Source organism: Ottowia sp. VDI28 (assembly GCF_049532675.1).
In the GTDB taxonomy this organism is placed as follows: domain Bacteria; phylum Pseudomonadota; class Gammaproteobacteria; order Burkholderiales; family Burkholderiaceae_C; genus Ottowia.
Genome location: NZ_CP149820.1, coordinates 1,694,629 through 1,716,521, shown reverse-complemented (window position 1 = coordinate 1,716,521; position 21,893 = coordinate 1,694,629). Strand labels below are relative to the sequence as shown.

The 21,893-nt window shown below is 62.9% G+C and carries 20 protein-coding genes and 2 pseudogenes; 5 read left to right on the top strand and 17 right to left on the bottom strand.

Annotated elements, in window-relative coordinates; genetic code table 11:
- Positions 1-13: 13 nt before the first annotated feature.
- From WJU18_RS08090 to WJU18_RS08070, 5 genes and pseudogenes are all read right to left on the bottom strand, one after another.
- Entirely contained in the window at positions 14-2,284 is a 2,271-nt protein-coding gene (locus WJU18_RS08090) for a methyl-accepting chemotaxis protein (protein ID WP_423459584.1), read from the bottom strand.
- A 20-nt stretch (positions 2,285-2,304) separates the two neighbouring features.
- Positions 2,305-2,834: pseudogene (locus WJU18_RS08085) on the bottom strand (chemotaxis protein CheW).
- A gap of 26 nt (positions 2,835-2,860) precedes the next feature.
- Positions 2,861-3,226 carry a response regulator gene (locus tag WJU18_RS08080; RefSeq protein ID WP_423459583.1) on the bottom strand — a complete coding sequence of 122 codons (366 nt, stop codon included), beginning with the start codon at positions 3,224-3,226 and terminating at the stop codon, positions 2,861-2,863.
- Positions 3,226-3,621, bottom strand: coding sequence for a response regulator (locus WJU18_RS08075; protein WP_423459582.1), 396 nt, complete (start codon positions 3,619-3,621; stop codon positions 3,226-3,228). The genes WJU18_RS08080 and WJU18_RS08075 overlap by 1 nt, the downstream gene beginning before the upstream one ends.
- An 88-nt stretch (positions 3,622-3,709) precedes the next feature.
- A complete protein-coding gene (locus tag WJU18_RS08070) occupies positions 3,710-3,880 on the bottom strand; it encodes a rubredoxin (protein WP_423459581.1) in 171 nt (56 codons plus the stop codon).
- Between the two features lie 160 nt (positions 3,881-4,040).
- Between WJU18_RS08070 and thiD the strand changes: the two genes are divergently transcribed.
- A complete protein-coding gene (gene thiD, locus WJU18_RS08065) occupies positions 4,041-4,949 on the top strand; it encodes a bifunctional hydroxymethylpyrimidine kinase/phosphomethylpyrimidine kinase (RefSeq protein WP_423459580.1) in 909 nt (302 codons plus the stop codon).
- Positions 4,933-6,246 (top strand): glutamate-1-semialdehyde 2,1-aminomutase, encoded by a 1,314-nt coding sequence (gene hemL / locus WJU18_RS08060; RefSeq protein ID WP_423459579.1) that lies wholly within the window; start codon positions 4,933-4,935, stop codon positions 6,244-6,246. The genes thiD and hemL overlap by 17 nt, the downstream gene beginning before the upstream one ends.
- Positions 6,247-6,275: 29 nt before the next feature.
- Here the strand turns inward: hemL and WJU18_RS08055 are convergent, their stop codons facing one another.
- The 7 genes from WJU18_RS08055 to dusB all read right to left on the bottom strand — a co-directional run bounded on the left by WJU18_RS08055 (position 6,276) and on the right by dusB (position 14,261).
- Positions 6,276-7,262, bottom strand: a complete 987-nt coding sequence (locus tag WJU18_RS08055; RefSeq protein ID WP_423459578.1) for a Csu type fimbrial protein — start codon at positions 7,260-7,262, stop codon at positions 6,276-6,278.
- A gap of 29 nt (positions 7,263-7,291) precedes the next feature.
- The gene (locus WJU18_RS08050; RefSeq protein ID WP_423459577.1) at positions 7,292-9,679 is read right to left on the bottom strand and encodes a fimbria/pilus outer membrane usher protein; all 2,388 of its coding nucleotides are present in this window, start codon (positions 9,677-9,679) and stop codon (positions 7,292-7,294) included.
- Positions 9,636-10,400, bottom strand: coding sequence for a fimbrial biogenesis chaperone (locus WJU18_RS08045; RefSeq protein ID WP_423459576.1), 765 nt, complete (start codon positions 10,398-10,400; stop codon positions 9,636-9,638). The genes WJU18_RS08050 and WJU18_RS08045 overlap by 44 nt, the downstream gene beginning before the upstream one ends.
- Positions 10,401-10,418: 18 nt before the next feature.
- Positions 10,419-10,940 carry a Csu type fimbrial protein gene (locus WJU18_RS08040; protein ID WP_423459575.1) on the bottom strand — a complete coding sequence of 174 codons (522 nt, stop codon included), beginning with the start codon at positions 10,938-10,940 and terminating at the stop codon, positions 10,419-10,421.
- A gap of 318 nt (positions 10,941-11,258) precedes the next feature.
- Positions 11,259-12,863 (bottom strand): bifunctional phosphoribosylaminoimidazolecarboxamide formyltransferase/IMP cyclohydrolase, encoded by a 1,605-nt coding sequence (gene purH, locus WJU18_RS08035; RefSeq protein ID WP_423459574.1) that lies wholly within the window; start codon positions 12,861-12,863, stop codon positions 11,259-11,261.
- 118 nt (positions 12,864-12,981) lie between these two features.
- A complete protein-coding gene (locus WJU18_RS08030) occupies positions 12,982-13,215 on the bottom strand; it encodes a helix-turn-helix domain-containing protein (RefSeq protein WP_423459573.1) in 234 nt (77 codons plus the stop codon).
- Complete coding sequence (gene dusB / locus WJU18_RS08025; protein ID WP_423459572.1) at positions 13,212-14,261, bottom strand: tRNA dihydrouridine synthase DusB; 1,050 nt, start codon at positions 14,259-14,261, stop codon at positions 13,212-13,214. The genes WJU18_RS08030 and dusB overlap by 4 nt, the downstream gene beginning before the upstream one ends.
- Positions 14,262-14,484: 223 nt before the next feature.
- Between dusB and WJU18_RS08020 the strand changes: the two genes are divergently transcribed.
- The 3 genes and pseudogenes from WJU18_RS08020 to alkB all read left to right on the top strand — a co-directional run bounded on the left by WJU18_RS08020 (position 14,485) and on the right by alkB (position 16,594).
- On the top strand, positions 14,485-14,631 hold the full coding sequence (locus WJU18_RS08020) for a hypothetical protein (RefSeq protein WP_423459571.1): 147 nt from the start codon (positions 14,485-14,487) through the stop codon (positions 14,629-14,631).
- A 21-nt stretch (positions 14,632-14,652) separates the two neighbouring features.
- Positions 14,653-15,126, top strand: a complete 474-nt coding sequence (locus tag WJU18_RS08015; protein WP_423459570.1) for a YqaA family protein — start codon at positions 14,653-14,655, stop codon at positions 15,124-15,126.
- A gap of 812 nt (positions 15,127-15,938) precedes the next feature.
- A pseudogene (alkB, locus tag WJU18_RS08010) lies at positions 15,939-16,594 on the top strand (DNA oxidative demethylase AlkB).
- A gap of 52 nt (positions 16,595-16,646) precedes the next feature.
- On the opposite strand, the gene WJU18_RS08005 reads toward alkB, so the two are convergent.
- From WJU18_RS08005 to WJU18_RS07985, 5 genes are read right to left on the bottom strand one after another with little or no spacing between them, the layout of a single operon-like run.
- The gene (locus tag WJU18_RS08005) at positions 16,647-17,402 is read right to left on the bottom strand and encodes a citryl-CoA lyase (protein WP_423459569.1); all 756 of its coding nucleotides are present in this window, start codon (positions 17,400-17,402) and stop codon (positions 16,647-16,649) included.
- 36 nt (positions 17,403-17,438) lie between these two features.
- On the bottom strand, positions 17,439-19,574 hold the full coding sequence (locus WJU18_RS08000) for an acetate--CoA ligase family protein (protein ID WP_423459568.1): 2,136 nt from the start codon (positions 19,572-19,574) through the stop codon (positions 17,439-17,441).
- Positions 19,571-20,131 carry a MaoC family dehydratase gene (locus WJU18_RS07995; protein WP_423459567.1) on the bottom strand — a complete coding sequence of 187 codons (561 nt, stop codon included), beginning with the start codon at positions 20,129-20,131 and terminating at the stop codon, positions 19,571-19,573. Before WJU18_RS07995 ends, WJU18_RS08000 begins: the two co-directional genes overlap by 4 nt.
- Positions 20,128-20,877, bottom strand: coding sequence for an SDR family NAD(P)-dependent oxidoreductase (locus WJU18_RS07990; RefSeq protein WP_423459566.1), 750 nt, complete (start codon positions 20,875-20,877; stop codon positions 20,128-20,130). Before WJU18_RS07990 ends, WJU18_RS07995 begins: the two co-directional genes overlap by 4 nt.
- A gap of 27 nt (positions 20,878-20,904) precedes the next feature.
- Entirely contained in the window at positions 20,905-21,885 is a 981-nt protein-coding gene (locus tag WJU18_RS07985) for a Bug family tripartite tricarboxylate transporter substrate binding protein (RefSeq protein WP_423459565.1), read from the bottom strand.
- Between the last annotated feature and the right edge of the window lie 8 nt (positions 21,886-21,893).

The following is a 21,893-nucleotide window of genomic DNA, read 5'->3' as shown; positions in this document are numbered from 1 at the left end:
TTCGCTCCAGAGATCAACCGATCTTGAATCGCGCCACCGATTGGCGGAGCTCGTCAGCCATGCGCGCCAGATCGCGCACCTGGGTGGCTGTGGTGCGCGTGCTTTCGCCGGTCTGTTCAGTCACGGCAAAAATGTGCTGGATGTTGCTGGCCACCTCGTTGGCCTGGGTGGCTTCCTGCGAAGCCGAAGCGGAAATCTGCTCGATCAGCTCCGCCAGACGGCGCGACACCCGGTCGATCTCCGAAAGCGCGGTACCGGCGTTGTCGGACAGCCGGGCGCCCTGCACCACCCCCTGCGTGGAGCGCTCCATGGCGGCCACCGCATCCTGCGTATCGGTCTGAATGGTTTTCACCAGCGTCGCGATCTGCCGCGTGGCGTCGCCCGAGCGTTCGGCCAACCGCTGCACCTCTTCCGCCACCACCGAGAAGCCCCGGCCGGCTTCGCCCGCCGAAGCCGCCTGAATGGCTGCGTTCAGCGCCAGCACGTTGGTCTGCTCGGTAATGTCGGCGATCAGTTCCGTGATTTCACCGATCTCCTGGGATGATTCCCCCAGCCGCTTGATCCGCTTGGAAGTTTCCTGGATCTGGTCACGGATCGCATTCATACCGCCGATGGCGTCATGCACCGCCGTAAGGCCTGACTCAGCAGCTTGCAGCGACTGCCGGGCCACCGAAGCGGATTCCTGTGCCTGCGCGGACACTTCGTTGATTCGGGTCGCCATGTCGAGCACGGACTGGCCGGTTTCGCGGATCTCGCGCAACTGCTCTGTCGAGGTGGCCAGCAGTTCGTTGGAAGTGCTTTCCACGCGGGAGGTGGTCTGCGCCACTTTCGTAGCCGTGCTTTGCACGTTGCCCACCAGCGAACGAAGTTCCTCCACGGTGTAGTTCACCGAATCGGCAATGGCGCCGGTGATGTCCTCGGTCACCGTGGCTTCCTGCGTCAGATCGCCTTCGGCCACGGTCTGCAACTCGTTCATCAGGCGCAAGATCGCAGCCTGGTTGGCGTCGTTCACGCGCTTGGCTTCCTGCTCCTGCTGCTCGGCCGAATGGCGCTGCTGCTCAGCGACGCCCTGCCGCCAGCGGCTTTCCTGCAGTTGCACGTAGGCCAGACCAATGGCTGAGAGCACAGCCAGCACGCCCGACAGAACCAATGCCAGCAGGCTCAGCCAGCTCAGACCTGACTCGTCGGACAGGCGCGCCTGCAGCCCGTTCAGCGCCTGGCGCAGCGGCTCACTGTCATTCACGATCGCGGTTTCAGCGTCGCGCGCCGCCACCAGGCCCTGAAGGTTGCCAAGAATACCGTCCGCCTTTGTCTTCGTCTCTTCGTAGGTCTTGAGCAGCGCGGTCAAGCGCTCACGCGTCTGCTCATCCTTCGCTGGCGTCAGACGCAGATCCGCGTTGCCTGAAAGCAAGGCCTCGCCCACTTCCTTGAAGGTGTTCAAGTCCTTGCCGAGCAGAAACACCGCTTCGGGGCTCACGCCATCCAGGGTCAGGAACTCGTTGGCGGACTTGCCGATACGCTGGGTCAGCATGACGAGCTGGCCGGCGGCGGCGGTCTCGGTGGCAGACGCGTTCTGCTGCAGCTTCAGCGAGGAAACAGTCTCTGCGATTTCCAGCAGGTCGGACGATTGGCGGCTGATGGCCCGCAGAGACGCGCCCACTTGAGTCAGCGTTTTCTGCTGGCCAACCACCACGGCGGTACTCTTTTCCGCCCGGTCCACCATGGTGGAGATCTTGCCCAGTTCTTCCTGGTAGGCCGTACTGAGCGCCACGGTCTCTTCGCTGCCCGTCCGCAAGCCGCGCACTTCCGTTGCCAGAGCCGCGCTGCTGTCCTTGAGTTCAGGGAACGCCTGGGCATTGCCCAGAACCGCCTGCGACACGGATTTGGCCATCCGCTGGGCTTGCACCAGCGCCTGGCCCGCCGCCCCGACCTGCTGCGCTTCCGTGTTGGATTTGGAGACCGTCAGGTACACCGCCATGGCCAACACGATCAACGAAAACCCGAGCAGAATCGACAGCAGCCGCTGATGCTGAAGCGCTGTTCGCGTACCCAGCAGCGGCACGGTGAAAGATTCGGTCTCGCGCTGGCTCAGGCCAATATCTTCCACTGGGGCCTGCCGCGGCGCTGCATCCGCGTCATCGGATGTCAGGTCAAGATCGGGAGACAACACAGCAGCGCCTCCCCCCAGCGCCCCGAAATTCGTCCCGAGGTGGGCGACAGCCTCGTCTCGCGGCTCTCGCGCTTTTTTCTTGGTCAGGCTTGAAAGTTGATCGGCAAGCGACATGGATGGACCTTCGGGAAGTTTCAGACGCCAATACTCAGAAAGGCAGGATGCTGCGAGAGGGCTTGCAGGTTGATTTCCTGCCATTCGGCCCCTGCCGCATCCGTATAGACGTGGCCAAAATAGGGTGGAGCCCCCACGGCCGGAGACGCCGAGGCGGCAAAGGCGTCGGTGGTGCGCAGCCCCAGAAGGCGATCGACCAGCAAAGCGCAGTTGACCTCCAGCAAGGGATTGAGGGCCACCAGATGGCACTGCCCCAATTGCACCTCGCTGCGGGCGGGAATGTCCCCGCCGCTCGAGAAGGCGGCAAGATCTACCACGCCGAACAATCCACCGCGCAGGTTGGCCACGCCCATGAACCACTCGTGCGCATAAGGCACGGGCCGGACCTGGGTCCAGGCAAAAATTTCTCCCGCATGGCTGAGCGGAAACAGCAGCCGCGATGCCCCGGCTTCAACAGCCAGCCATGACGCAGCCCCCCTGAAGTGCGCGCCGATTGAAGGCGCTCAGTCAGGCGGCTTTGGAACTCTCGAAGTGCCTGTTTGGATGCCATACCCTAGTACTGCTCCCTGGTACGGCTCAGTCCAGGGCCTTGATTTTCGAGAGGAGTTCGGTCTCGTTGACCGGCTTGGTGATGTAGTCGCGCGCGCCCTGGCGCATACCCCAGACGCGGTCAGTTTCCTGGTTCTTGCTGGTGCAGATGATGATGGGCACATCGGCAAACTGCGGGTCGCGCACAAGACTGCGGGTGAACTGAAAACCGTTCTGCCCCGGCATCACGACATCCATCAGGATCAGGTCCGGCTTGGCTTCGTCAAGGCGGCGGCGCGCCTCGTCGCTGTTTTCGGCCGTCGTGACGGCAAACCCCGCCCTGGAGAGAATTTCTCCCAGATACATCAACTCCGTCTTGGAGTCGTCCACGACCAACACATTGCGGATCGGCATCACAGGGCTTTCTGGTTAGGGGAGCCGAACTGCTGCACGGCCTGCAGCAACTGGTCCTTGGTAAAAGGTTTGGTGAGGTATTCCTGCGAGCCGACCATGCGGCCGCGCGCCTTGTCGAACACGCCATCCTTCGACGACAGCATGACCACCGGCGTGGTTGCGAACTTTTCGTTTCGTTTGATGATGGCGCAGGTCTGATAGCCGTCCAGCCGCGGCATCAGGATGTCGCAGAAGATCAAATCCGGCCGGTTGTCGTTGACTTTCGCAAGCGCGTCAAAGCCGTCCTCAGCCAACATGACCTCATGGCCACCCTGTTTGAGAAAAATCTCGGCGCTGCGCCGTATGGTGTTGCTGTCATCAATGACCAACACCTTCCTCGCTCCGTTCAACTCCACCCTGTCCTCCTATGATTCCGATGTACCAGGCCCCATCGGGCAGGCGAAGCCGCGGGGGAGCGCAGCCTAGAAGAACGTGCGTACGCTCTTAGATCTGGATCATCTCGAAGTCCTCTTTCCTGGCCCCGCATTCGGGGCAGGTCCAGTTCATGGGCACCTGGTCCCAAGGGGTCCCAGGGGCAATGCCATGCTCAGGCGAACCGGCCGCTTCGTCGTAGATCCATCCGCAGATCAGGCACATCCAAGTTTTCGTTTCCATTACAGCTTAAGTTGCACTCGCTTAAAATGCAATCGATTGTATCGATGGGTGCGCCACCTACATAGCGCGCCTACCCTTACGTGGCTTGATTTACGCTAGATGGCTCGAACCCGCGCGCCCCCGTCGCAAGTTAGCGACACTATGCCGGCGCGTGGGGATAATGACTGATGGACCCTACCGACCCGGCTGGCGAAGCCCCCTCCCCTGTGTACTGAGTTTCAACGCCAGCGACCCTACCGGCGCTGGCGGCTTAGCTGGCGATGCGCTGGTGATCGCGTCGGTGGGCGCGCATGCCTTGCCCGTGGCCACAGGCGCCTATCTGCGCGACACCCGCGAAACCATTGGCCATGCTGCCCTCGACGATGCAGCCGTGGCCGAGCAGGCCCGAATGGTGGCCGAAGATGTACCGCTGCAGGTCATCAAGGTCGGCTTCGCGGGCAGCGCCGAAGCCGTGGCCGCCATCGCCGCCTTCGCGGCCGACTACTCGGACATACCGCTGATCGCCTACATGCCCGACCTCTCCTGGTGGGACGACCAGGAGATCGACAATTACCTGGATGCTTTCCGCGAGCTTCTGCTGCCGCAAACCGCAGTGTTGGTTGGAAACAACAGCACCCTGCGGCATTGGCTGCTTCCGGAGTCCACCACCCATCGCCATGCGCGCGCCACCGATCTTGCGCGTGCGGCCGCGGAACTGGGCGTTTCCTACGTGCTGGCCACGGGGCTGGCATTGCCTGACGGCCAGATAGGCAACGTGCTGGCTTCGCCGCAAGCGGAGCTCTGCACCCAGACATTCGAGCGCATCGACGCCTCTTTCCTGGGCGCGGGCGACATCCTTTCCGCCGCGCTGGCGGCCCTGCTGGCCATGGGCTCCGACCTGACCGAAGCCACCCTGGAGGCACTACAGTACGTCGATCAATCGCTCGACCACGGTTTTCACCCCGGCATGGGCCATGCCGTGGCAGACCGCCTCTTCTGGGCCGAGACCGACGACAGCGTGCTGGAGGCTGATGCCGACGCCTCGCCTTCCACCGATATTCCAGACCCTTTCAATGAAACCAAACACTGATCTCAACGAATCACTGATGGCGCGCGCGCGCCAGGTCATCCCGGGCGGCGTCAACTCGCCGGTCCGTGCCTTCCGGGCAGTCGGCGGCACGCCGCGCTTCGTGCAGCGCGCACAAGGCCAGTACTTCTGGGACGCGAACGGCCAGCGCTATATTGATTACATCGGTTCCTGGGGCCCCATGATCCTGGGCCACGGCCATCCGGCCGTGCTGGAGGCCGTGCAGAAAGCCGCCACCGAGGGCTTTTCGTTTGGCGCGCCCACCGAGCGGGAGATCGAGCTGGCCGAGGAAATTCTCTCGCTGGTGCCCTCCATGGAGATGCTGCGCCTGGTCAGCTCCGGCACGGAAGCGGGCATGACCGCCATCCGGCTGGCGCGCGGCGCCACCGGCCGCAGCAGGATCATCAAGTTCGAGGGCTGCTACCACGGCCACGCCGATGCGCTGCTGGTCAAGGCAGGTTCCGGGCTGGCCACCTTTGGCAACCCGACCAGTGCTGGCGTGCCGCCCGAGGTGGTGCAGCACACCATGGTGCTGGAATACAACAACGTGGCCCAGCTCGAAGAGGCTTTCGCGCTGCATGGCAAGGACATCGCCGGCCTCATCATCGAACCCATCGCGGGCAATATGAATTTCGTCCGCGCCTCGGTGGAATTCACCCGCCGTTGCCGCGAACTGTGCACACAGCACGGCGCGCTCCTCATCTACGACGAAGTCATGACTGGCTGCCGCGTGGCGCTGGGCAGTGCGCAGAGCGTGTATGCCAAGCAAATCCCGGGCTTCGAACCCGACCTGACCGTCATGGGTAAAGTCATCGGCGGTGGCATGCCGTTGGCGGCCTTCGGCGGCAAACGCTCGGTGATGGAACAACTCGCGCCCCTGGGGCCTGTCTATCAAGCCGGCACCCTGAGCGGCAACCCGGTGGCCACCGCCTGCGGCCTGGCCACGCTGAGAGAGATCAGAAAACCCGGATTCTTCGACGATCTTTCACGCAAGACGCACGCGCTCGTTGATGGCTTGAAGAACGCGGCCGCGGCTGAAGGCCTGCCTTTCTCGGCCGATTGCGAAGGGGGCATGTTCGGCTTTTTCCTGCTGCCCGAGTTGCCGCACAACTACACCGAAGTGATGAAGAGCGACTCAGGCCGGTTCAACCTGCTCTTCCATGGGCTGCTTGACCGTGGTGTCTATATCGCGCCCGCTTTGTATGAAGCCGGATTCGTGAGCGCCGCGCACACTGATGAAGATATTGCGGCCACCGTGGCGGCGGCCAAAGAAATCTTCAAAGAGCTGGCGCCCAAGTAACGCCCTTTCGGCACGCGCACCCTCAATGGTCAATAGGTGAGTGTGACCGTCACTGTATCGCTGTAGCTGCCGGGGCTGGACTCCGGCTGCGCCGGCACACGGCCATAAACCGTGACGCTGCCCGGACTTCCGCCGCTGCCCGTGACCATGTTGCTGCTGTTGTCCCAGATCTGGGTACGGTTGGCGTCCCGGTAGAGTCCGTAGCTCACATAGCTTCCTGAAGGGCCGGCCATGCGGCGCTGCGTGCCGGACGCGTTCACGCCGTAGCTCAAACCCAGCGTCCAGCTCGTGTTTGGCGGGCAGGTCATCGTGATGGAGGAGGTTCCATCAACCGGAGAAGCGAGCGATGACACGCTGCCGAAATTCAGATCAGTGGCGCTCACCCCCACGGCACAGCTATTGGAGACACTGGCCGTGGCCTTGAAGGCCATGTTCACCGTGCCGGAATTGCCTGAACCGCTATTTGCCGTGCAGCTCGACGGAAACGTGCCATTGCGGTTCACGGAATAGACCATGAAGACGCCATTGAATGGTGCCTCGTAGTTGCCCGCCGCCGTACCCGCGGGCACCGGCCCCACGCGTCCGTAGACCGGAAAATTCAACGGCACCAGGGCAGACGAACTGCCCGCGATCGTCAGTGTTTTCTCATATACCGTGTAACTCCCGCCCTGCGGCCCCAGTACGTTGCTGCGGCTCGAATCCGAGTAAAGGGTGTAAGCCAGCGAGCCACTGTTGTAGTTGGTCATCTGCCTCGGGTTCACGCCCGACAGGTTCCCAGGCCCCTCGGCCACGTAAAGACAGGCCTTGAAGTAGCTCGTGGTGCCATTGGACTGGCAGTTGAATGGCGCATTCCCTGTGGCGAAGGCGCTGCTTCCCACGCTCACGGTCCCGAAAACCACGTCCAGGTTGCCGCCGTTGTAGCACTGTGCCTGCGCCACGGTGCACATACCCGACAGCAAGCACACCGCCAGCAGCCAACGCCAGCACCGGAACACTCCACAGCCTATTGTCTTCACACCATGCATCCTTGTATGTTCACACCGCCTCAGGGCAAGCAGGCCAGCGGCCCCACCTGCGCCACGCCATCCGGCGACCTGCGCCATGTCAAGCGCGCCTTGCATGCCCCCGCGGGCGTCTGGACAGAGAGTGCATTGTCCTCATCCAGCGTATCCAGATACACCATCCCGTCATATCCGACCACAGCGCCTTCACCGCCTTGGCCATTCAGGTGCACCCGGCTCCCCAAAGGCAAAGGCTGGCCCTTGCCATCGACCAGCGCCACGTTCGCCGCCCGCACCGGCGTGATGCCAAAGCGTACCTGCGAGCCCGCGCGGTCGCTCGGCGTGAATACCGCATCGGTGCGATCAAGGCGGACATCGGCCGGCAATTGCATGGGATCGATCGCCAGCTTGTTGTTCTGATAGGCATTGACGGGCACCACCAGCAACAGGCCACGTTCATCCGTTTCACCTATCAAGCGGTTTTCCAGCTTCACCGGCACGCCCGCCACCCCATCGGTATCGACCACCGCAAATGCACTGTCGATCCGCCGCGCGGCAAAGGCATGCCCGCCCATCATGACCAAAGAACCGCTGGCGCCCACGTAGCCATAGCGGCTGCCATGGCCGAAATCGCTGAGACCCGCTTGCGCGCTGCCATAGCGGCCCAGGTAATTGATCTCAGCCTGCCCGCCGGCGGCACTGCCACCCGCGCGCGCGGCGGTACGCCACCCCCAACCGCCTTCGCTGGGTGCGGACTGCTGCGCCGTGAACATGCCTGTCGTACCAGCCTGCGCATCGTGCTGCACGCTGGCGCCGACACTCGTGCGCGTATCCAGCAGCCAGTTCAGCGTGATGAACATGCTGCGCTCGCTGCGGTTGTTCAAATTCTGGTTCATCCCAGCCGACAGGGAAACCGAACGCCCGAACGAGCGAGACCAGTTCAGGCTGGCGTAGCGCGTCGAAGCCTGATCAACCGGATGGTAATAAAAATAGCTGAGATTAAAACTGCCCAGCTCAGCCGTGCTGTAGCCGATCGTCGCGCGGCCGCTGGCTCTGGCCGGCGCGGAACCATACTGTGTCGCCACGTCGCGGTAGTCGCCCTGAGTCCGTGTGGCGCTCAGGCCGGCATTGAACCGCTGCTGAATCCAGCTCCAGCTCAGGCTGGCCTGCGTGCCATTGCCTTCCCGGTGCTGGCTGCGTGAAAGCGCCGCTGACACCAAGCCCGCGCTCCCCAATTGCGCCACCCCGCCCAAGCCCGCCAAGGTCAGCCCGCGCATGGCCTCGGCGTGCCCTTCCAGCGTGAACTGGTTGCTCATGCCGCGGCGCCAGGTACCGGTCAGCACCGGCTCCCTGCCATAGTCGAATGAGCTCAGGCCGTAGTTGCGGCGCACCGCGCCTATATCTACCGTCCAATCCGTAAGGCCTGGAGCCAACAGGCGGCCACTGTCGTAAAGCGAAAAATCCAGCGTGGTGGCACGGCCCAGCGCGTCAGTAAGCACCACCTGAGCCGTACCAGAGCTGTTGACGCTCGGCAAGGTGTTGAGTTGAAAGGGCCCCGCCGGCACCTGTCCGTTGTATTGCCGCATGCCATTCACGAACAGCTCCACCTCCGACGGAAGGGTGGCCGATCCGATGAAGCTGGGCAGCGGTGCGGTCTGGCGGTAAGGCTGCAACCCGAAGTTGCGCGCCAGTTGAATACCCCCAATACGCGTGGCGCGCGACCATGGCAGCGCCCCTGTGAATGTGTCCCCCACGCGCACGGTGAGCATCTGCTCCGGGAATGAGCGGCTCCAGGTGCTGTCCAGCCTCACCAATCCCTGTTGCTGCGTGCTGGCAGACTGGCCGCTGGCATGCTGAAGCAGCGCCGTGTTGCTAAGTACGGACTCTCCGCTGAAGGCGCGCAATTCCGTGAACGCCCCCAGGCTTGTCGTGCTGCTCTGGGTACCATAGAGGTCGTAGTTGAGCAGCAGCCCCGCGGAAGTGCTGGGAGACTGGCCCATTACTCCGGGCGCGCTGACCACGGTGGTAGGCAGTTGCAGCATTGCCAGCGGCGCGGTGATCGACACGCGCTGGCGCTGCGCGTCGTACTGCGCCTGCACGCCAGGCAACGCGAGAAGGCGCTGGTCGGCAGCAGTCCCCTCCGGCAGCACAAAGCCCAACTGGCGCAGCACATCGGCGCTCGTCCACAGTTCGCCCGCGCGGTCCTTGAAGGGCTGCAGCCCACGCGCCATGCCGTTGAGCGAAACCTCAAGGAAAAGCTCAAGTTCGCCGCGCGCCGTCCCCCGAGGATCGGCACGGGAAGGCGCAGGCACGGATGCTGGCGCGTCAGCCGCGGCGGCCGCGGCTGACGCGGCCAGCGCCATCATCACCCACGACGCCTTTCCAGCCCTACCGATCCAGCGGTGCAACATCTTGTTCGGTCGTACTGCCATTGATCATGACCTGCCAGCGGCCTTGGGCCACAAACGTGGAGGGCTGCACCTTGAGCGGCCAGCGCATGGTAGTGCCAGGCAATACATAGCCCAGCAAGCCAGGGTGAACAGGCGTGGAACGCCCAGCTTCATCCGTAAAAATCAAATCAGCCAGCTGCGCATGCGTGCCACCGGTATTGGCTACTTCGAGCACGGCTTGCGTCCCCTGGCGCTGTAGAGACCACTTCAGTTGCGGCGGACTTGCCGGCGCGCCTGCGGGGGAGATGAAAATGGGCAAAGAGTGCCTCATCACGAAATTCAGGCCCTTGCCCGCACCCGATGGCGCGGGCACGGAGGACGAGGCCTGCCCCACCTGGGGAGGCGGCAGCGGCAACTCATCGATCAGCACGCGGTAGGCCTCTTCAGCCGTGCCTGCTGGCGGCGGCCCGCTGCGGATCACGCGCACCAACTGGCGGCCTTGCGCCGGCAATTGCAGCATGGGGGGGCTCACGATCACTTCACGCGTCGGCTCCAGCCGATCTTCGCCGCCTGCCTGCGTCCAGCGAAACACACGCACCTGGGCATCCAATGGCGCATCGCCGGTATTGGAAAGCCACAGGCCGTCAGCCTGCTGGGCAGGTTGGAGCGTCAGAGTGACAGGCGCGACTTGCAAGCCGGCCGCACCGGCAACTCCACCTGCCAGCAAAGCGCAGGCCAACACGATGAAACGCACAATGTTCACTCTGCCACCCATCCAGGATCAGTAGTTGATCGTCACGGTCACGGTGTCAGCGTAGCTGCCCGGCGTGAAGTTTGCACTGGCGGCCACCGCATAGACCGTGTGGGTTTTCGCCGCGCCGGTGCCCGTGTCAGCCACACCATTGCCTACCGCGGTAGGCGTGGCAGTGTTGCCCCAGACCGGACCTGTAGCCGAGGCGGAGTGCAATTGATAAGGCACTTTGTCGGTAGTCGTGGCGCTGACCATTTCACCCGCGCCATTCGTATTGGTGCCGGTAGGCTGCAGGCCGATGAAGTACGGCGTGTTCTTGGAACACGTCACGCTGATGGTATTGGAGCCGCTGACATTGACGGCCGTCGAGAGTACCGAACCGAGATCGATGTCGGAGGCGGTGCCCGCCGTCACCGAGCAGGCCTTGACAATGGTCATCTTGACCTGGAATGTCGCGGTAGCCGTAGGGGAGACCGCATCAGCAGCCATTGCCTGGCCAGAGAACACAGCCAAAACTGCCAGCGCGACAGTAGAAATCACTTGCTTGAACATAAAAATCCAGTGCTTGAGGAGATAAACAACAGCGGCTTTCACACCGCTCTTTGCTCCAACCTGTTCACACTCGGGCTAGAGCGGCGCGAGTGTATGGTTGCCATTTGTTCACATGTGTAAACGGCTGGTCAAAAATTAAAAAAGTGCCAACTTCTTGGCACTTTTTTTAACCATCAAGCACTAAAGGCCTCGCTGGAGAGGCAAAAATGAGACAAAACTATTTAGTTGATAGCCTCATTTTTCAAGCATTTCGCGGGAAATTTGTAACACCAAAGTGAGTTTCTCTCGGAACTCACCAGGTCTTGAACAGCAGGCCGTTCAGTGCCGGAAGTGCCGTACGCCCGAGAACACCATGGCCACGCCGCGCTCGTCAGCAGCGGCGATCACCTCGGCATCGCGCATCGAGCCACCGGGTTGAATAACGCAGGTGGCGCCGTGATCGATCACCACGTCGAGCCCGTCGCGGAACGGGAAGAAGGCGTCGCTGGCCACGGCCGAACCCTGCAATGAAAGATTGGCGTGCCCGGCCTTGATGCTGGCAATGCGAGCCGAGTCCAGCCGGCTCATCTGCCCGGCGCCGACACCCATGGTCATACCGTCCTTGCAGAACACAATGGCATTGCTCTTGACGAACTTGGCTACCTTCCAGGCGAAGAGCAGATCCTGCAACTGTTCAGGCGTGGGCTGAAGCTTGGTCACCACCTTCAGCTCGGCCAGCGCCAGCTCGCGGTTGTCGGCCGTCTGCATCAGCAGGCCGGAGCCCACGCGCTTGACATCCATGGCGTTGTGGCCGCGCGCCCAATCCGTCTGGCCGTCGCGCTGCACGCCTTCCAGCGAAATCCGCAGCACGCGCACATTGGCCTTGGCCTTGAACACGGCCAGTGCCTCGGGCGTGAACTCAGGCGCCATCAGCACTTCCACGAACTGCTTGCTCACCTGCTGCGCGGCATGCTCATCCACCGGCACGTTGAACGCGATGATGCCGCCAAAGGCGCTGGTGGGATCGGTCTGGAAAGCCTTGCCATAGGCGGCGAGCGCATCGGTACCCACGGCCACGCCACACGGGTTGGCATGCTTGACGATCACGCAGGCCGGCGCGGTGAACTGCTTCACGCACTCCCAGGCGGCATCGGCATCGGCGATATTGTTGTAGCTGAGCTCCTTGCCCTGCAATTGCTCCGCCGTGACCAACGAACCAGGTGCGGGATACAGGTCGCGGTAGAACGCGGCTTGCTGGTGCGGGTTCTCCCCGTAACGCAGATCCTGGAGCTTGGTGAAGCGGCCGTTGCTGTGGGCCGGGAAAAGTTGCCTGGCCGGCACCTCGCTGTCGGCGCCTTCCTTGAAATCGATGGCAGACAAATAGTCGCTGATGGCGCCGTCGTAATCGCTGATACGGCTGAAAGCCGCCACGGACAGCGCAAAGCGGGTGGCATCGCTCAAGCGGCCCTGGTTGGCCTGGAGCTCAGCCAGGACGCCGGGGTACTGCGCCGCGTCGGTCAGCACCGCCACATGGCGCCAGTTCTTGGCCGCGCTACGCACCATGGCCGGCCCGCCGATGTCGATGTTCTCGATCGCATCAGCCAGGGTGCAGCCCGCCTTGGCCACCGTGGCCTCGAATGGATACAGATTGACCACCAGCAGGTCGATGGTGCCGATGCCGTGTTCCCGCAGCGCCTCCATGTGCTCGGGCAGATCGCGCCGCGCCAGCAGGCCTCCATGCACGGCCGGATGCAGTGTTTTCACACGGCCGTCGAGCATTTCGGGAAAGCGAGTGACCTCGGCCACCTCGGTCACCGCCAGGCCGGCATCGGCCAGCAGCTTGGCGGTGCCGCCCGTGGACAGCAGGTTGACACCGAGCGCCGCCAGCGCGGCGGCAAACTCGGTGATGCCGGTTTTATCGGATACGGAAATCAGGGCGTTCATGCTTGGACTTGTGAAAAATGAAAAAGTACGGCTCAGGAAAGCAACTGAAGCGTCGTAGGGGGATCTGTAGGGCGTGCACCTCGCGCGCACCCTACCGAGGGCTGGCCTCCGCTCCTCATCAAATCAGCTTGTGCTCCATCAGCTTCTTGCGCAGGGTGTTGCGGTTCATTCCCAACCATTCGGCTGCACGCGACTGGTTGTGTTCTGCGTGCTGCATGACCACGTCGAGCAGCGGCTTCTCCACCACTTTCATCATCATGCCGTACAAGCCGTTCGGCTCGGTGCCTCGCAGGTCGCGCAGATAACCCTCCAGGTTGTCGCGCACGCATTCCTCTATATGTTTCTTGCTCATGGTTGTCGTGGCGTTTCCATCTCGTTGGCAGGCACGTCCTGCGCTGTGTCACTCGGCCAGCGTTCGTGACGCTCGGCAAGCGCCTGCAAATACTCATCCACCGCACGCCATTGGGCGCCGGCATCCTCCTGGGCGTTGACCGCGGCGCGAAGATCATCGCCGCCAGCCAGGCCGCGTAGCATCCAGCCGATATGCTTGCGCGCCGATCTCACGCCAGTGTGTTCACCATAAAGCGCGTAATGGTCCTGCAAATGCGCCAGCAATGCGCGGCGCACCTCCAGAACCGGCGGAGGCGCCAGCAGCGCACCCGTGGCCAAATGGTGAACGACTTCGCGAAAGATCCACGGCCGCCCCTGGGCGGCCCGGCCGATCATGACCGCATCTGCGCCAGTGGCCGCCAATACGGCGCGCGCCTTGACAGGCGAATCGACGTCTCCATTGGCCACCACAGGTACACGCACGGCGGCCTTGACGGCTCCGATAGTGTCATATTCAGCCTCGCCTTTATACCCCTGTTCGCGCGTGCGGCCATGAACGGTGAGCATCTGCACGCCGGCCGCCTCTGCCGCGCGGGCAATGCGCACGGCATTTTTCTCGCGCGCGCACCAGCCGGTACGCATTTTCAGCGTCACGGGCACATTGCTCGGCGCGCATGCCGCCACCACGGCTTCGATGATCTCCAGCGCCAGCGGTTCATCCTGCATCAGCGCCGAACCGGCCCATTTGTTGCACACCTTCTTGGCGGGGCAGCCCATGTTGATGTCGATGATCTGCGCGCCGCGGTCGATGTTGTAGGCCGCAGCCTCCGCCATCATCTCGGCATCGGTGCCGGCGATCTGCACCGCGATCGGCCCCGGTTCGCCGGCATGATCAGCGCGCCGGGACGTCTTCAGCGTATGCCACAGATCCTTGCGCGAAGTCACCATCTCGCTCACCGCATAGCCGGCGCCGAAGCTGCGGCATAGCTGGCGAAACGGCCGATCCGTCACCCCCGCCATGGGCGCGACGAAAACGTTGTTCGGCAGAACATGGGGACCGATCTGCATGGAGTGGTCGCGAAAAAAGAGAGGGCGAAAAGGGGATCGGCTGGAAGGAGGCCATTCTAGCTGCTCAAAATTTCAGCAATCGAAATGACGAATCATCTGCCATACGCTCTACACTAGGGTGTGTCATCAATTAAAACCCTCACGCGTTGCCAGGCTGTGCGGTGCAGGGCTAGGCGCAGCGAGCGCCGTGTACTGGTGTACACAAGCGAGCTGCAACAACGCCATGCACCGCACAGCCTGGCAACCCTACGGGCTGGCTCGCCCTGCGGCGTCTACTTTGTCGGCAGGCTTGACCGTAGATCACTACGGCCTGCGCCTGCCTTCGCGTATCCATCCCCAGGGCGAGTCAGCGCGTGAGGGTTTTAATTGATGACACACCCTAGCCCGCCTGATGGAAGCTTGGCTGCAATCCCTGCTCAATGCGCTCGCGCTACCCGAATATGGCTTGTCCACGGTATTCGCGGTGGCCTTCGTCTCGGCTACCTTGTTGCCCCTGGGGTCGGAACCCGCGGTGTTCGGCCTCATCAAACTGAACCCGCATTTGTTCTGGCCCGCCATCCTGGTGGCTACGGCGGGCAATACCCTGGGCGGCATGGTGAGCTGGTGGATGGGTTTGGGCGCCCACAAGGTGGTCGACAAGTACCGGCACTCAGCCACGCATCTGCGAGCGCTTGAGTGGCTGGAAAAGCTGGGCCCCAAGGCATGCCTTTTCTCTTTCCTGCCGGTGATCGGTGACCCCCTTTGCGCGGTCGCCGGCTGGCTGAAGATGCCGCTTCTTCCCTGCGCCTGCTACATGGCGGCGGGCAAGTTCCTGCGCTACCTCGTCATGACGGCGGCGCTACTCTACCTATGGCCGCCTGCGTGAACGCCCAAGATCGGCCCTCCCACATCATTCTTAGCACTCTTTTTCATCGGGTTACCGGGGAATCGCCTCAATAATGGTGACCTTGTTCAGCTCAAGGCGACGCCTCATCCAGGCTCCGCGGCGCGGCACTCGCGAGGAAGGGATGAAGTGGCGCCCCAGCCACACTATGACTTCTGCATCCTCGTTCAAGGCAGCAGGCGCCTCCCAACCTGAGCACCGCCCATCGCGGGCATGGCTGCAAGAGCGCAGACGCTTCTTTCGGGCGCTCCTCTCCAACCCCCGATCCGTGGGAGCGTTGGCGCCGTCCGGTTCTGCGCTGTCAGCAGCCATCACGGCCGGCATCACCTCAAAAAGCGGAAAAGTCCTGGAACTAGGGGTAGGTACAGGGGTTTTTACCCGAGCTCTGCTGCGCAACGGCCTGGACGCCTCAGCCCTGGTGCTGGTTGAAAGCGACGCTGAAATGAGCCATCATCTGAGAGATGAGTTTCCAGGCGCAACCGTCCTGAACGCCCCAGCCCAGAACCTTCCCCGGCGCGACCATCCCGCCCTGCGGGGCATAGAAGCCACCATCTGCGGCTTGCCCCTGCGCAACATGGCCAGCTCCTATCACCGGAGAATCCTCGCAGCGGCGTTCTCTGCCATGCCGGAGCACGGCGCGCTCTATCTATTCACCTATGGCTTTCGCTGTCCGGTTTCGCAGCGGGTGCTCGACGCCTCCGGCCTGACAGCCAAGCGAACCCACATCGTCTTGCGCAACTTCCCCCGCTTGCGTCTATCGTCTGGCAAGGCGCTGATCAGGCATCCCGGCCACCGTGAACACTATTTCCCTGTTCGATCAAGAAAACTTTCTCGCCGGCACCGAAACACGCCTGGGCAGCCAGGCTGTGGTCCTGCGAGGATTTGCGCAGGCTTATGTCGCGGATCTCTGGCCCGCGCTCCAGACTATCATCTCCGAGGCACCCTTCCGGCATATGGTCACCCCCGGCGGCCAGCGCATGTCGGTGCCGCTCACCAACTGCGGCTCACTCGGTTGGACCAGCGACACCCGTGGTTATCGCTATACATCCAATGACCCTGACAGCGGCCGTCCCTGGCCCACACTGCCTGCCCCTTTCATGCGGCTGGCGTGCGATGCAGCCGCGCAAGCGGGCTTTGCAGGCTTCACGCCAGATGCCTGCCTGATCAACCGCTACCGGCCCGGCACCCGCCTCTCCCTGCACCAGGACAAGAACGAGCGCGATTTTTCCTTCCCTATCGTCTCGGTATCGTTGGGCGTGCCTGCCGTCTTTCTGTGGGGCGGCCAGCGCCGGGGGACCGAGCCGAACGAGTGCCGCTCTTCCATGGAGACGTCGCCGTGTGGGGCGGCGCCGACCGGCTGCGCTTTCATGGCGTCGCGCCCATCAAGGAAAGCACACATCCGCTGCTAGGCACCGAACGAATCAACTTCACGTTCCGCAGGGCCGGATAGCTGGCCGCGCAACGGCACCCGGCTCCGGTCACCTGCCCCCATCATCCGATGGCTAGCCGTGTGCGGAATGGCCTGAAGCCATGTCCCACACCTTCTGGCCAATCGGATTTCTCTGCTCCTCAATGATGTGGGCCATCAGTCCCACGGAACGTCCAATCATGGTCAGCGCCTTGCCCAGTTCGGGCGTCAAGCCCATGTCCAGCACAATCGCGCCCTTGGCCCCCGTGGCATTCAAGGGGACCTTGCGGCCAGACAAGCGCGCCGTTGCCGCGGCCAACTCCACCGCGAAACGCGAGTAGTTACCGTAGTAACCGCATTCCTTGGCGATCTCGAACATCTTTTCGCAGCGCGGATCGCCATCGACATGGATGGGATGTCCTACGCCAGGAATCTTGCGCTTGGCGGCTTTGTTGGCCTTGACGCACTCCTCTGCATACTGGCGCAGTTCCTCGTCGGTATAGCTTTCCTGTTTGGGAAGCGCGTCGCGCAAAAAGCGCGCGGCATATTCGATCACGCCCAGAAAGCGGCTGCCCGCGCCCAGCAGGCCCGCGGCCAGCGCGCCCTGCATGGCTTCCGGCGCACCATGCAAAGTCAGGCGGGCGGACAGGGCGCTAGGCGTCAGGCCGTGGTCAGTAGCGCTGACCAGGAACAGGTTGAGCATGCGCTTGAGCTCGGGCGAAGGAAACTCCCCCAACAGCTCCAGTGCAAGCACGTCGATAAAGTCGCGGTTGAACAACTCGTTGACCAGGTCGTGGCCTCGAACCAGGATGGAATGGGCGTCTCCGCCCCCGATCTTGCTATCGAACATTTGATATTCCGTTGTTGATTTAAATGAATGGCGGGTTCACTCGATCACCGCATCCAGAGCGACCACGCCCTGCCTGTCGTCCAGCACGACCAAGGGATTGACCTCCAGCGATTGAACCTGCTCGCCCAAGGCCAGGAACAATGCCGCGATACGCTGCATGGCATCGACCAGGGCCGTGCGATCGCGTGCCGGCATTCCCCGGTGACTGGCCAGGCGTTTGGCAACACGCGTCTGATCCAGCGCGCGCTCCAAGACCCGGCGGCTGGCGGGCAGATGGCAACGTGCCACATCGGCCTCCACTTCCACCCATACGCCCCCTGCACCCACGGAAAGCACCGGACCAAAGACCTCATCCCGGTGAATGCCAACCAACATTTCCACACCCTGCGTCACCATTTCCGAAACCAGCACGCCGCGGATGGCTTGCCGGGAAATCTGGTGCCGTAAGGCGTTGTCCATGATGCGCTCGAAGGCATCCCGCACCTGTTCCTCGCTGCGCAGGTGAAGCTGAACGCCCCCGACCTCGCTCTTGTGCAACACGCCGTCGGCCACCAGTTTGAGCGCCACTGGAAAACCGATGGCACAGGCATGCTTCACCGCATCATCAGCCGTGGCGGCCTGCGCCTCCCTGGGTGAACGCACGCCATGCTCCGCGAGCAGCGCCTTGGCTTGCGCCTCGTTGCAGGGTAGTGACACCGTGGCCGCCGCCGGCAACGCCGCAAGCGAACTGTCTTGATCCGCAGTGTCCCGGGCTTGCAGCGCATAGCGGCTGATCCGCTGCAGTGCCAGCATGGTATTGCGCAGGCTATACATGGGCGCGAAGCCTTCCTGGACCAGCAAGTCATGCGCGGGACCGCGGCGGCTGCTCATCCAGACAGGCACAAAGGGCTTCCCGCCGCCTCTGGCCACATCCAGCATGTTGCGCACGATCCCTTCCGTACTGGCGGCATAGTTGGAAGTCAGCGGGTAGAGCACCACATCCACGCCTGGATCTGCGAAGAGTGGGGTCAGGCATTTCCTGGCAAGCGCTGGATCCACCAGCGCCTTCGTGGTCAGATCCACCGGGTTTGTAAGCGCCGCATAAGAAGGCGCATGCCGGGCCATCTCAGCCACGGTGTCTTCCGCCAGCGTGGCCATGGACAAAGCCGCCTCGCCCACCTTGTCGGCTGACAACACGCCTGCGCCGCCCGAGGAGGAGTACACGCAGATGCGCTGCAGATCGCGCGCCCCAACGCGCGAGATCAGGCTGGCGACGTCGAGCAACTCATCCAGATCATCGACCCGTATCACCCCGTACTGCGAAAACACCGCGTCGTTCACCACATCCTCGCCCGCCAGGGAAGCGGTGTGCGACTGCGCGGCCTTCTTTCCGAAATCCGAACGCCCTATCTTGAGCGCCACCAGCGGCTTTCCTGCGCGCCGTGCGGCCTTGGCGGCCGCCACGAAACGCGAACCATCCTTGATACCTTCCATTACCGTGCAGATCAAGTCAGTACCGGGGTCGTTCGCCAACCAGTGAATGAAGTCGGCGCTGTCCAGATCCAGCTCATTGCCTGTAGAGAACCAGCGCGAGAAACGCACGCCGCGCTCATTGCCTTGCATGAGCGAACGTCCCAGGCCACCGCCTTGCGTCACCAGACCGATGCGCGAAAGCCCGCCGCTGCGGCCGTCATTGCAGAACTCAGTCGAGAAGGTCAGCCCCAGGCGCGGCGCCAGCATGGTCATGCCCGCGCAATTGGGACCATAGAGGCGCATGCCGGTGCGCCGGGCCAGGGCCAGCATGTCAGCCTCCACCGAACGGCCGGCCTCGCCCAGCTCACCAAAACCTCCCGTGAATACGATGGCATAGCGCACGCCCTGCGCCGCGCATGCTTGCAAAGTCGCCACGGCCGCCTCGGCGGGAATCAGCAGCAGGGCCACATCGATACCCTCCACGGGAACATCGTTCACCGCCTTGTAGAGCGGCTTGCCCTTCAGTTCTCCGCCCTTGGGATTGACCAAGTAGACATCACCATCGAAATCCGAATGCTCCAGCACGTTCACCACCGTGGTGTGGCCCAATGTGCCAGGCGAGGTGGATGCGCCAACGATCATCACCGAACGCGGCCTGGTCAATTCCAGCAGATCGTCGAAACAGACCGAAGGATCAAACTCAGAAGTACTCAAGCTCATGCAGCCTCCGGCCGGCATTTCATCAGGGCAGTCCACTCGCTTTCCGCCACCACTTCACCGCGCTGGTTCCTGATGGTGCGATGCATCACCACGCGGCCCGTGCCGGGACGCTTGGGCGAGAGCGATTTTTCACCGATGCGGAGTTCCACATGAATGGTGTCGCCCATCAGAACGGGCGCCCGCCATTTGCATCGCAGCTCGGTCAGCGCCAGGCGGGCACCGTCCATCAGGCGGTACACCAGCATCCGCGTGGTCAAGCCTGAGGCGATGGCCAGCGTCAGCAAGCCATGGGCAGCCCGCTGGCCGAATGGGTGATCGGCCGCAAACACCGCGTCGGTATGCAGTGCGTTGTAGTCTCCCGAGAGGCCTGCGAACTGAACCACGTCGGCTTCGGTGACCGTGCGGCGCGGGCTCTCCCAGGTCTGGCCGGGCTTCAGGTCGTCGAAATAGAGGCGCCGGCCCAGATGCTCATCGAGATCGAAGGGTGCGTGTGTTGATATACCTTCGCCTCCGGCTCCGGTGCGAGCTTGCTTGGGGCGGCCCGACGCGGCGCTCATGCGTACCGCCCTCCGGTCACATGCACGGTTTCACCGGTCGTGAACCCGGCAAGCCTGGACGCCAGGAAGGCTACCGTGGCCGCCACGTCAGCCGGATCACCCAGCCGCGCGACCGGCGTATTGGATTTGGCACGCTCGGTCAGTTCAACATAATCAGGGCGCTGCTGCATGCGGGGCGTGGAAATCACACCAGGCGCCACGGCATTGGCCGTGATACCGAACTTGCCCGACTCCAGGGCCAACGAGCGCGTGAACCCGATCAGGCCAGCCTTGGCGGCCGAATAATTGGTCTGTCCCGGGTTGCCCAGATGCGCGCGCGAGGCGATATTGATCACTCGCCCGAAGCGGTTTTCCATCATCAGGGGCAACACCGCCCGCGAGCAATGGAAAGCGCCGAGCAGCGTCACGTCCAGCACGGCATGCCAGTCTTCTTCCGCCATCTTGGTGAGATAGCGGTCACGAGCGAAGCCCGCGTTATTAACCAGAATATCCACCTTGTTCCATCGGTCCACGGCCTTCCGTACCGCGGCGCCGACCTCTTCCTTGCTGGTGACATCCGCGCGTACACCCAGCACCTGCCCGCCCATGGCGGCCAGTTCACCGCACGCGGCGTCGATGGCCTCCTGATTGGTGTCGCACACCACCACATTGCAGCCCTCCTGCACGAATCGCCTGGCCATCGCCAAGCCCAGCGTCCCCGCCCCGCCGGTCACAAAAGCGGTGCAATCCTTCAAACCCAGATCCATGATCGATTCCTCTTTTCTTGCAGCGCTTCAGTCGATCTGCATTTGGGCTTTTTCCACCAGCGTCTTCGCTTCGTGGCGCTCTTTGGCCCAGAACTTCGCGAACTCCTCGGGCGTGCTGCCCACCAGCGGCGTGTAGATGCGGGCGAAGCGCTCACGCACTTCCGGCGTGGCCAGCGTATCGCGGAGAGCCTTGGAGAATTTCTCGACGATGGGGGCAGGCGTGCCCGCCGGCATGACCACGGCTTGCCATGTAGTGACCTTGAAGCCGGGAACTCCCGCTTCCGCCACCGTGGGCACATCCGGCATATCGGCAACGCGCTTGTCCCCGCTGACGGCCAGCGCACGCAACAAACCATCCTTGATGAAAGGCGCGGTCGTAGAACGGCTGTCCACCATGAACGTCAAGCGGCTGCCCAACAGATCCTGGATCGCCGGCCCGCTGCCTTTGTAGGGCACGTGGGTAAACGAAGCATTCAGGGCCAACGCCAGCGAAGCGCCCGCGATATGCATGGAGCTGCCGTTGCCAGCCGAGCCGTATGACATATGGGCATCGCCTTTCCTGGCAGCCTGCACCAGATCCTGCATGGTGTGATAAGGGGACGACTTGGGCACCACCACCACCAGAGGAGAATCGGTCAACTGCGTCACCGGTACAAACGCCTTGGCCGGATCGAGCTTCACGCCCTTGTACAGATAAGTGTTGGTGGCCAGCGGCCCCACATTGGCCCACAGCGCGGTGTAGCCGTCGGGCGCCGCGGTGGCCGCAGCCTGGTTAGCGATATTGCCGTTGGCTCCGGGTTTGTACTCCGGCACCACGGGCTGGCCGAGCTTTTGCGACAGCACGTCCTGCACCATCTTGAAGGCGATATCGGAAGCACCCCCAGGCGCAAAGCCAATCACCATGCGGACGGGCTTCTCAGGCCACTCCGCGAATGCATGGCCCGCCAACACGCACGCTGCGGCCCCGACGGCGAGCTTGCCTGCAAACTTGGCTACGAATTTCATCATCAACTCCT

Coding starts and splice junctions, on each gene's coding strand:
- WJU18_RS08090 (WP_423459584.1), bottom strand. CDS start 2,284: ATGTCGCTTGCCGATCAACTTTCAAGCCTGACCAAGAAAAAAGCGCGA.
- WJU18_RS08080 (WP_423459583.1), bottom strand. CDS start 3,226: ATGCCGATCCGCAATGTGTTGGTCGTGGACGACTCCAAGACGGAGTTG.
- WJU18_RS08070 (WP_423459581.1), bottom strand. CDS start 3,880: ATGGAAACGAAAACTTGGATGTGCCTGATCTGCGGATGGATCTACGAC.
- thiD (WP_423459580.1), top strand. CDS start 4,041: ATGACTGATGGACCCTACCGACCCGGCTGGCGAAGCCCCCTCCCCTGT.
- hemL (WP_423459579.1), top strand. CDS start 4,933: ATGAAACCAAACACTGATCTCAACGAATCACTGATGGCGCGCGCGCGC.
- WJU18_RS08050 (WP_423459577.1), bottom strand. CDS start 9,679: ATGGCAGTACGACCGAACAAGATGTTGCACCGCTGGATCGGTAGGGCT.
- WJU18_RS08040 (WP_423459575.1), bottom strand. CDS start 10,940: ATGTTCAAGCAAGTGATTTCTACTGTCGCGCTGGCAGTTTTGGCTGTG.
- purH (WP_423459574.1), bottom strand. CDS start 12,863: ATGAACGCCCTGATTTCCGTATCCGATAAAACCGGCATCACCGAGTTT.
- WJU18_RS08030 (WP_423459573.1), bottom strand. CDS start 13,215: ATGAGCAAGAAACATATAGAGGAATGCGTGCGCGACAACCTGGAGGGT.
- dusB (WP_423459572.1), bottom strand. CDS start 14,261: ATGCAGATCGGTCCCCATGTTCTGCCGAACAACGTTTTCGTCGCGCCC.
- WJU18_RS08020 (WP_423459571.1), top strand. CDS start 14,485: ATGCACCGCACAGCCTGGCAACCCTACGGGCTGGCTCGCCCTGCGGCG.
- WJU18_RS08015 (WP_423459570.1), top strand. CDS start 14,653: ATGGAAGCTTGGCTGCAATCCCTGCTCAATGCGCTCGCGCTACCCGAA.
- WJU18_RS08005 (WP_423459569.1), bottom strand. CDS start 17,402: ATGTTCGATAGCAAGATCGGGGGCGGAGACGCCCATTCCATCCTGGTT.
- WJU18_RS08000 (WP_423459568.1), bottom strand. CDS start 19,574: ATGAGCTTGAGTACTTCTGAGTTTGATCCTTCGGTCTGTTTCGACGAT.
- WJU18_RS07995 (WP_423459567.1), bottom strand. CDS start 20,131: ATGAGCGCCGCGTCGGGCCGCCCCAAGCAAGCTCGCACCGGAGCCGGA.
- WJU18_RS07990 (WP_423459566.1), bottom strand. CDS start 20,877: ATGGATCTGGGTTTGAAGGATTGCACCGCTTTTGTGACCGGCGGGGCG.
- WJU18_RS07985 (WP_423459565.1), bottom strand. CDS start 21,885: ATGATGAAATTCGTAGCCAAGTTTGCAGGCAAGCTCGCCGTCGGGGCC.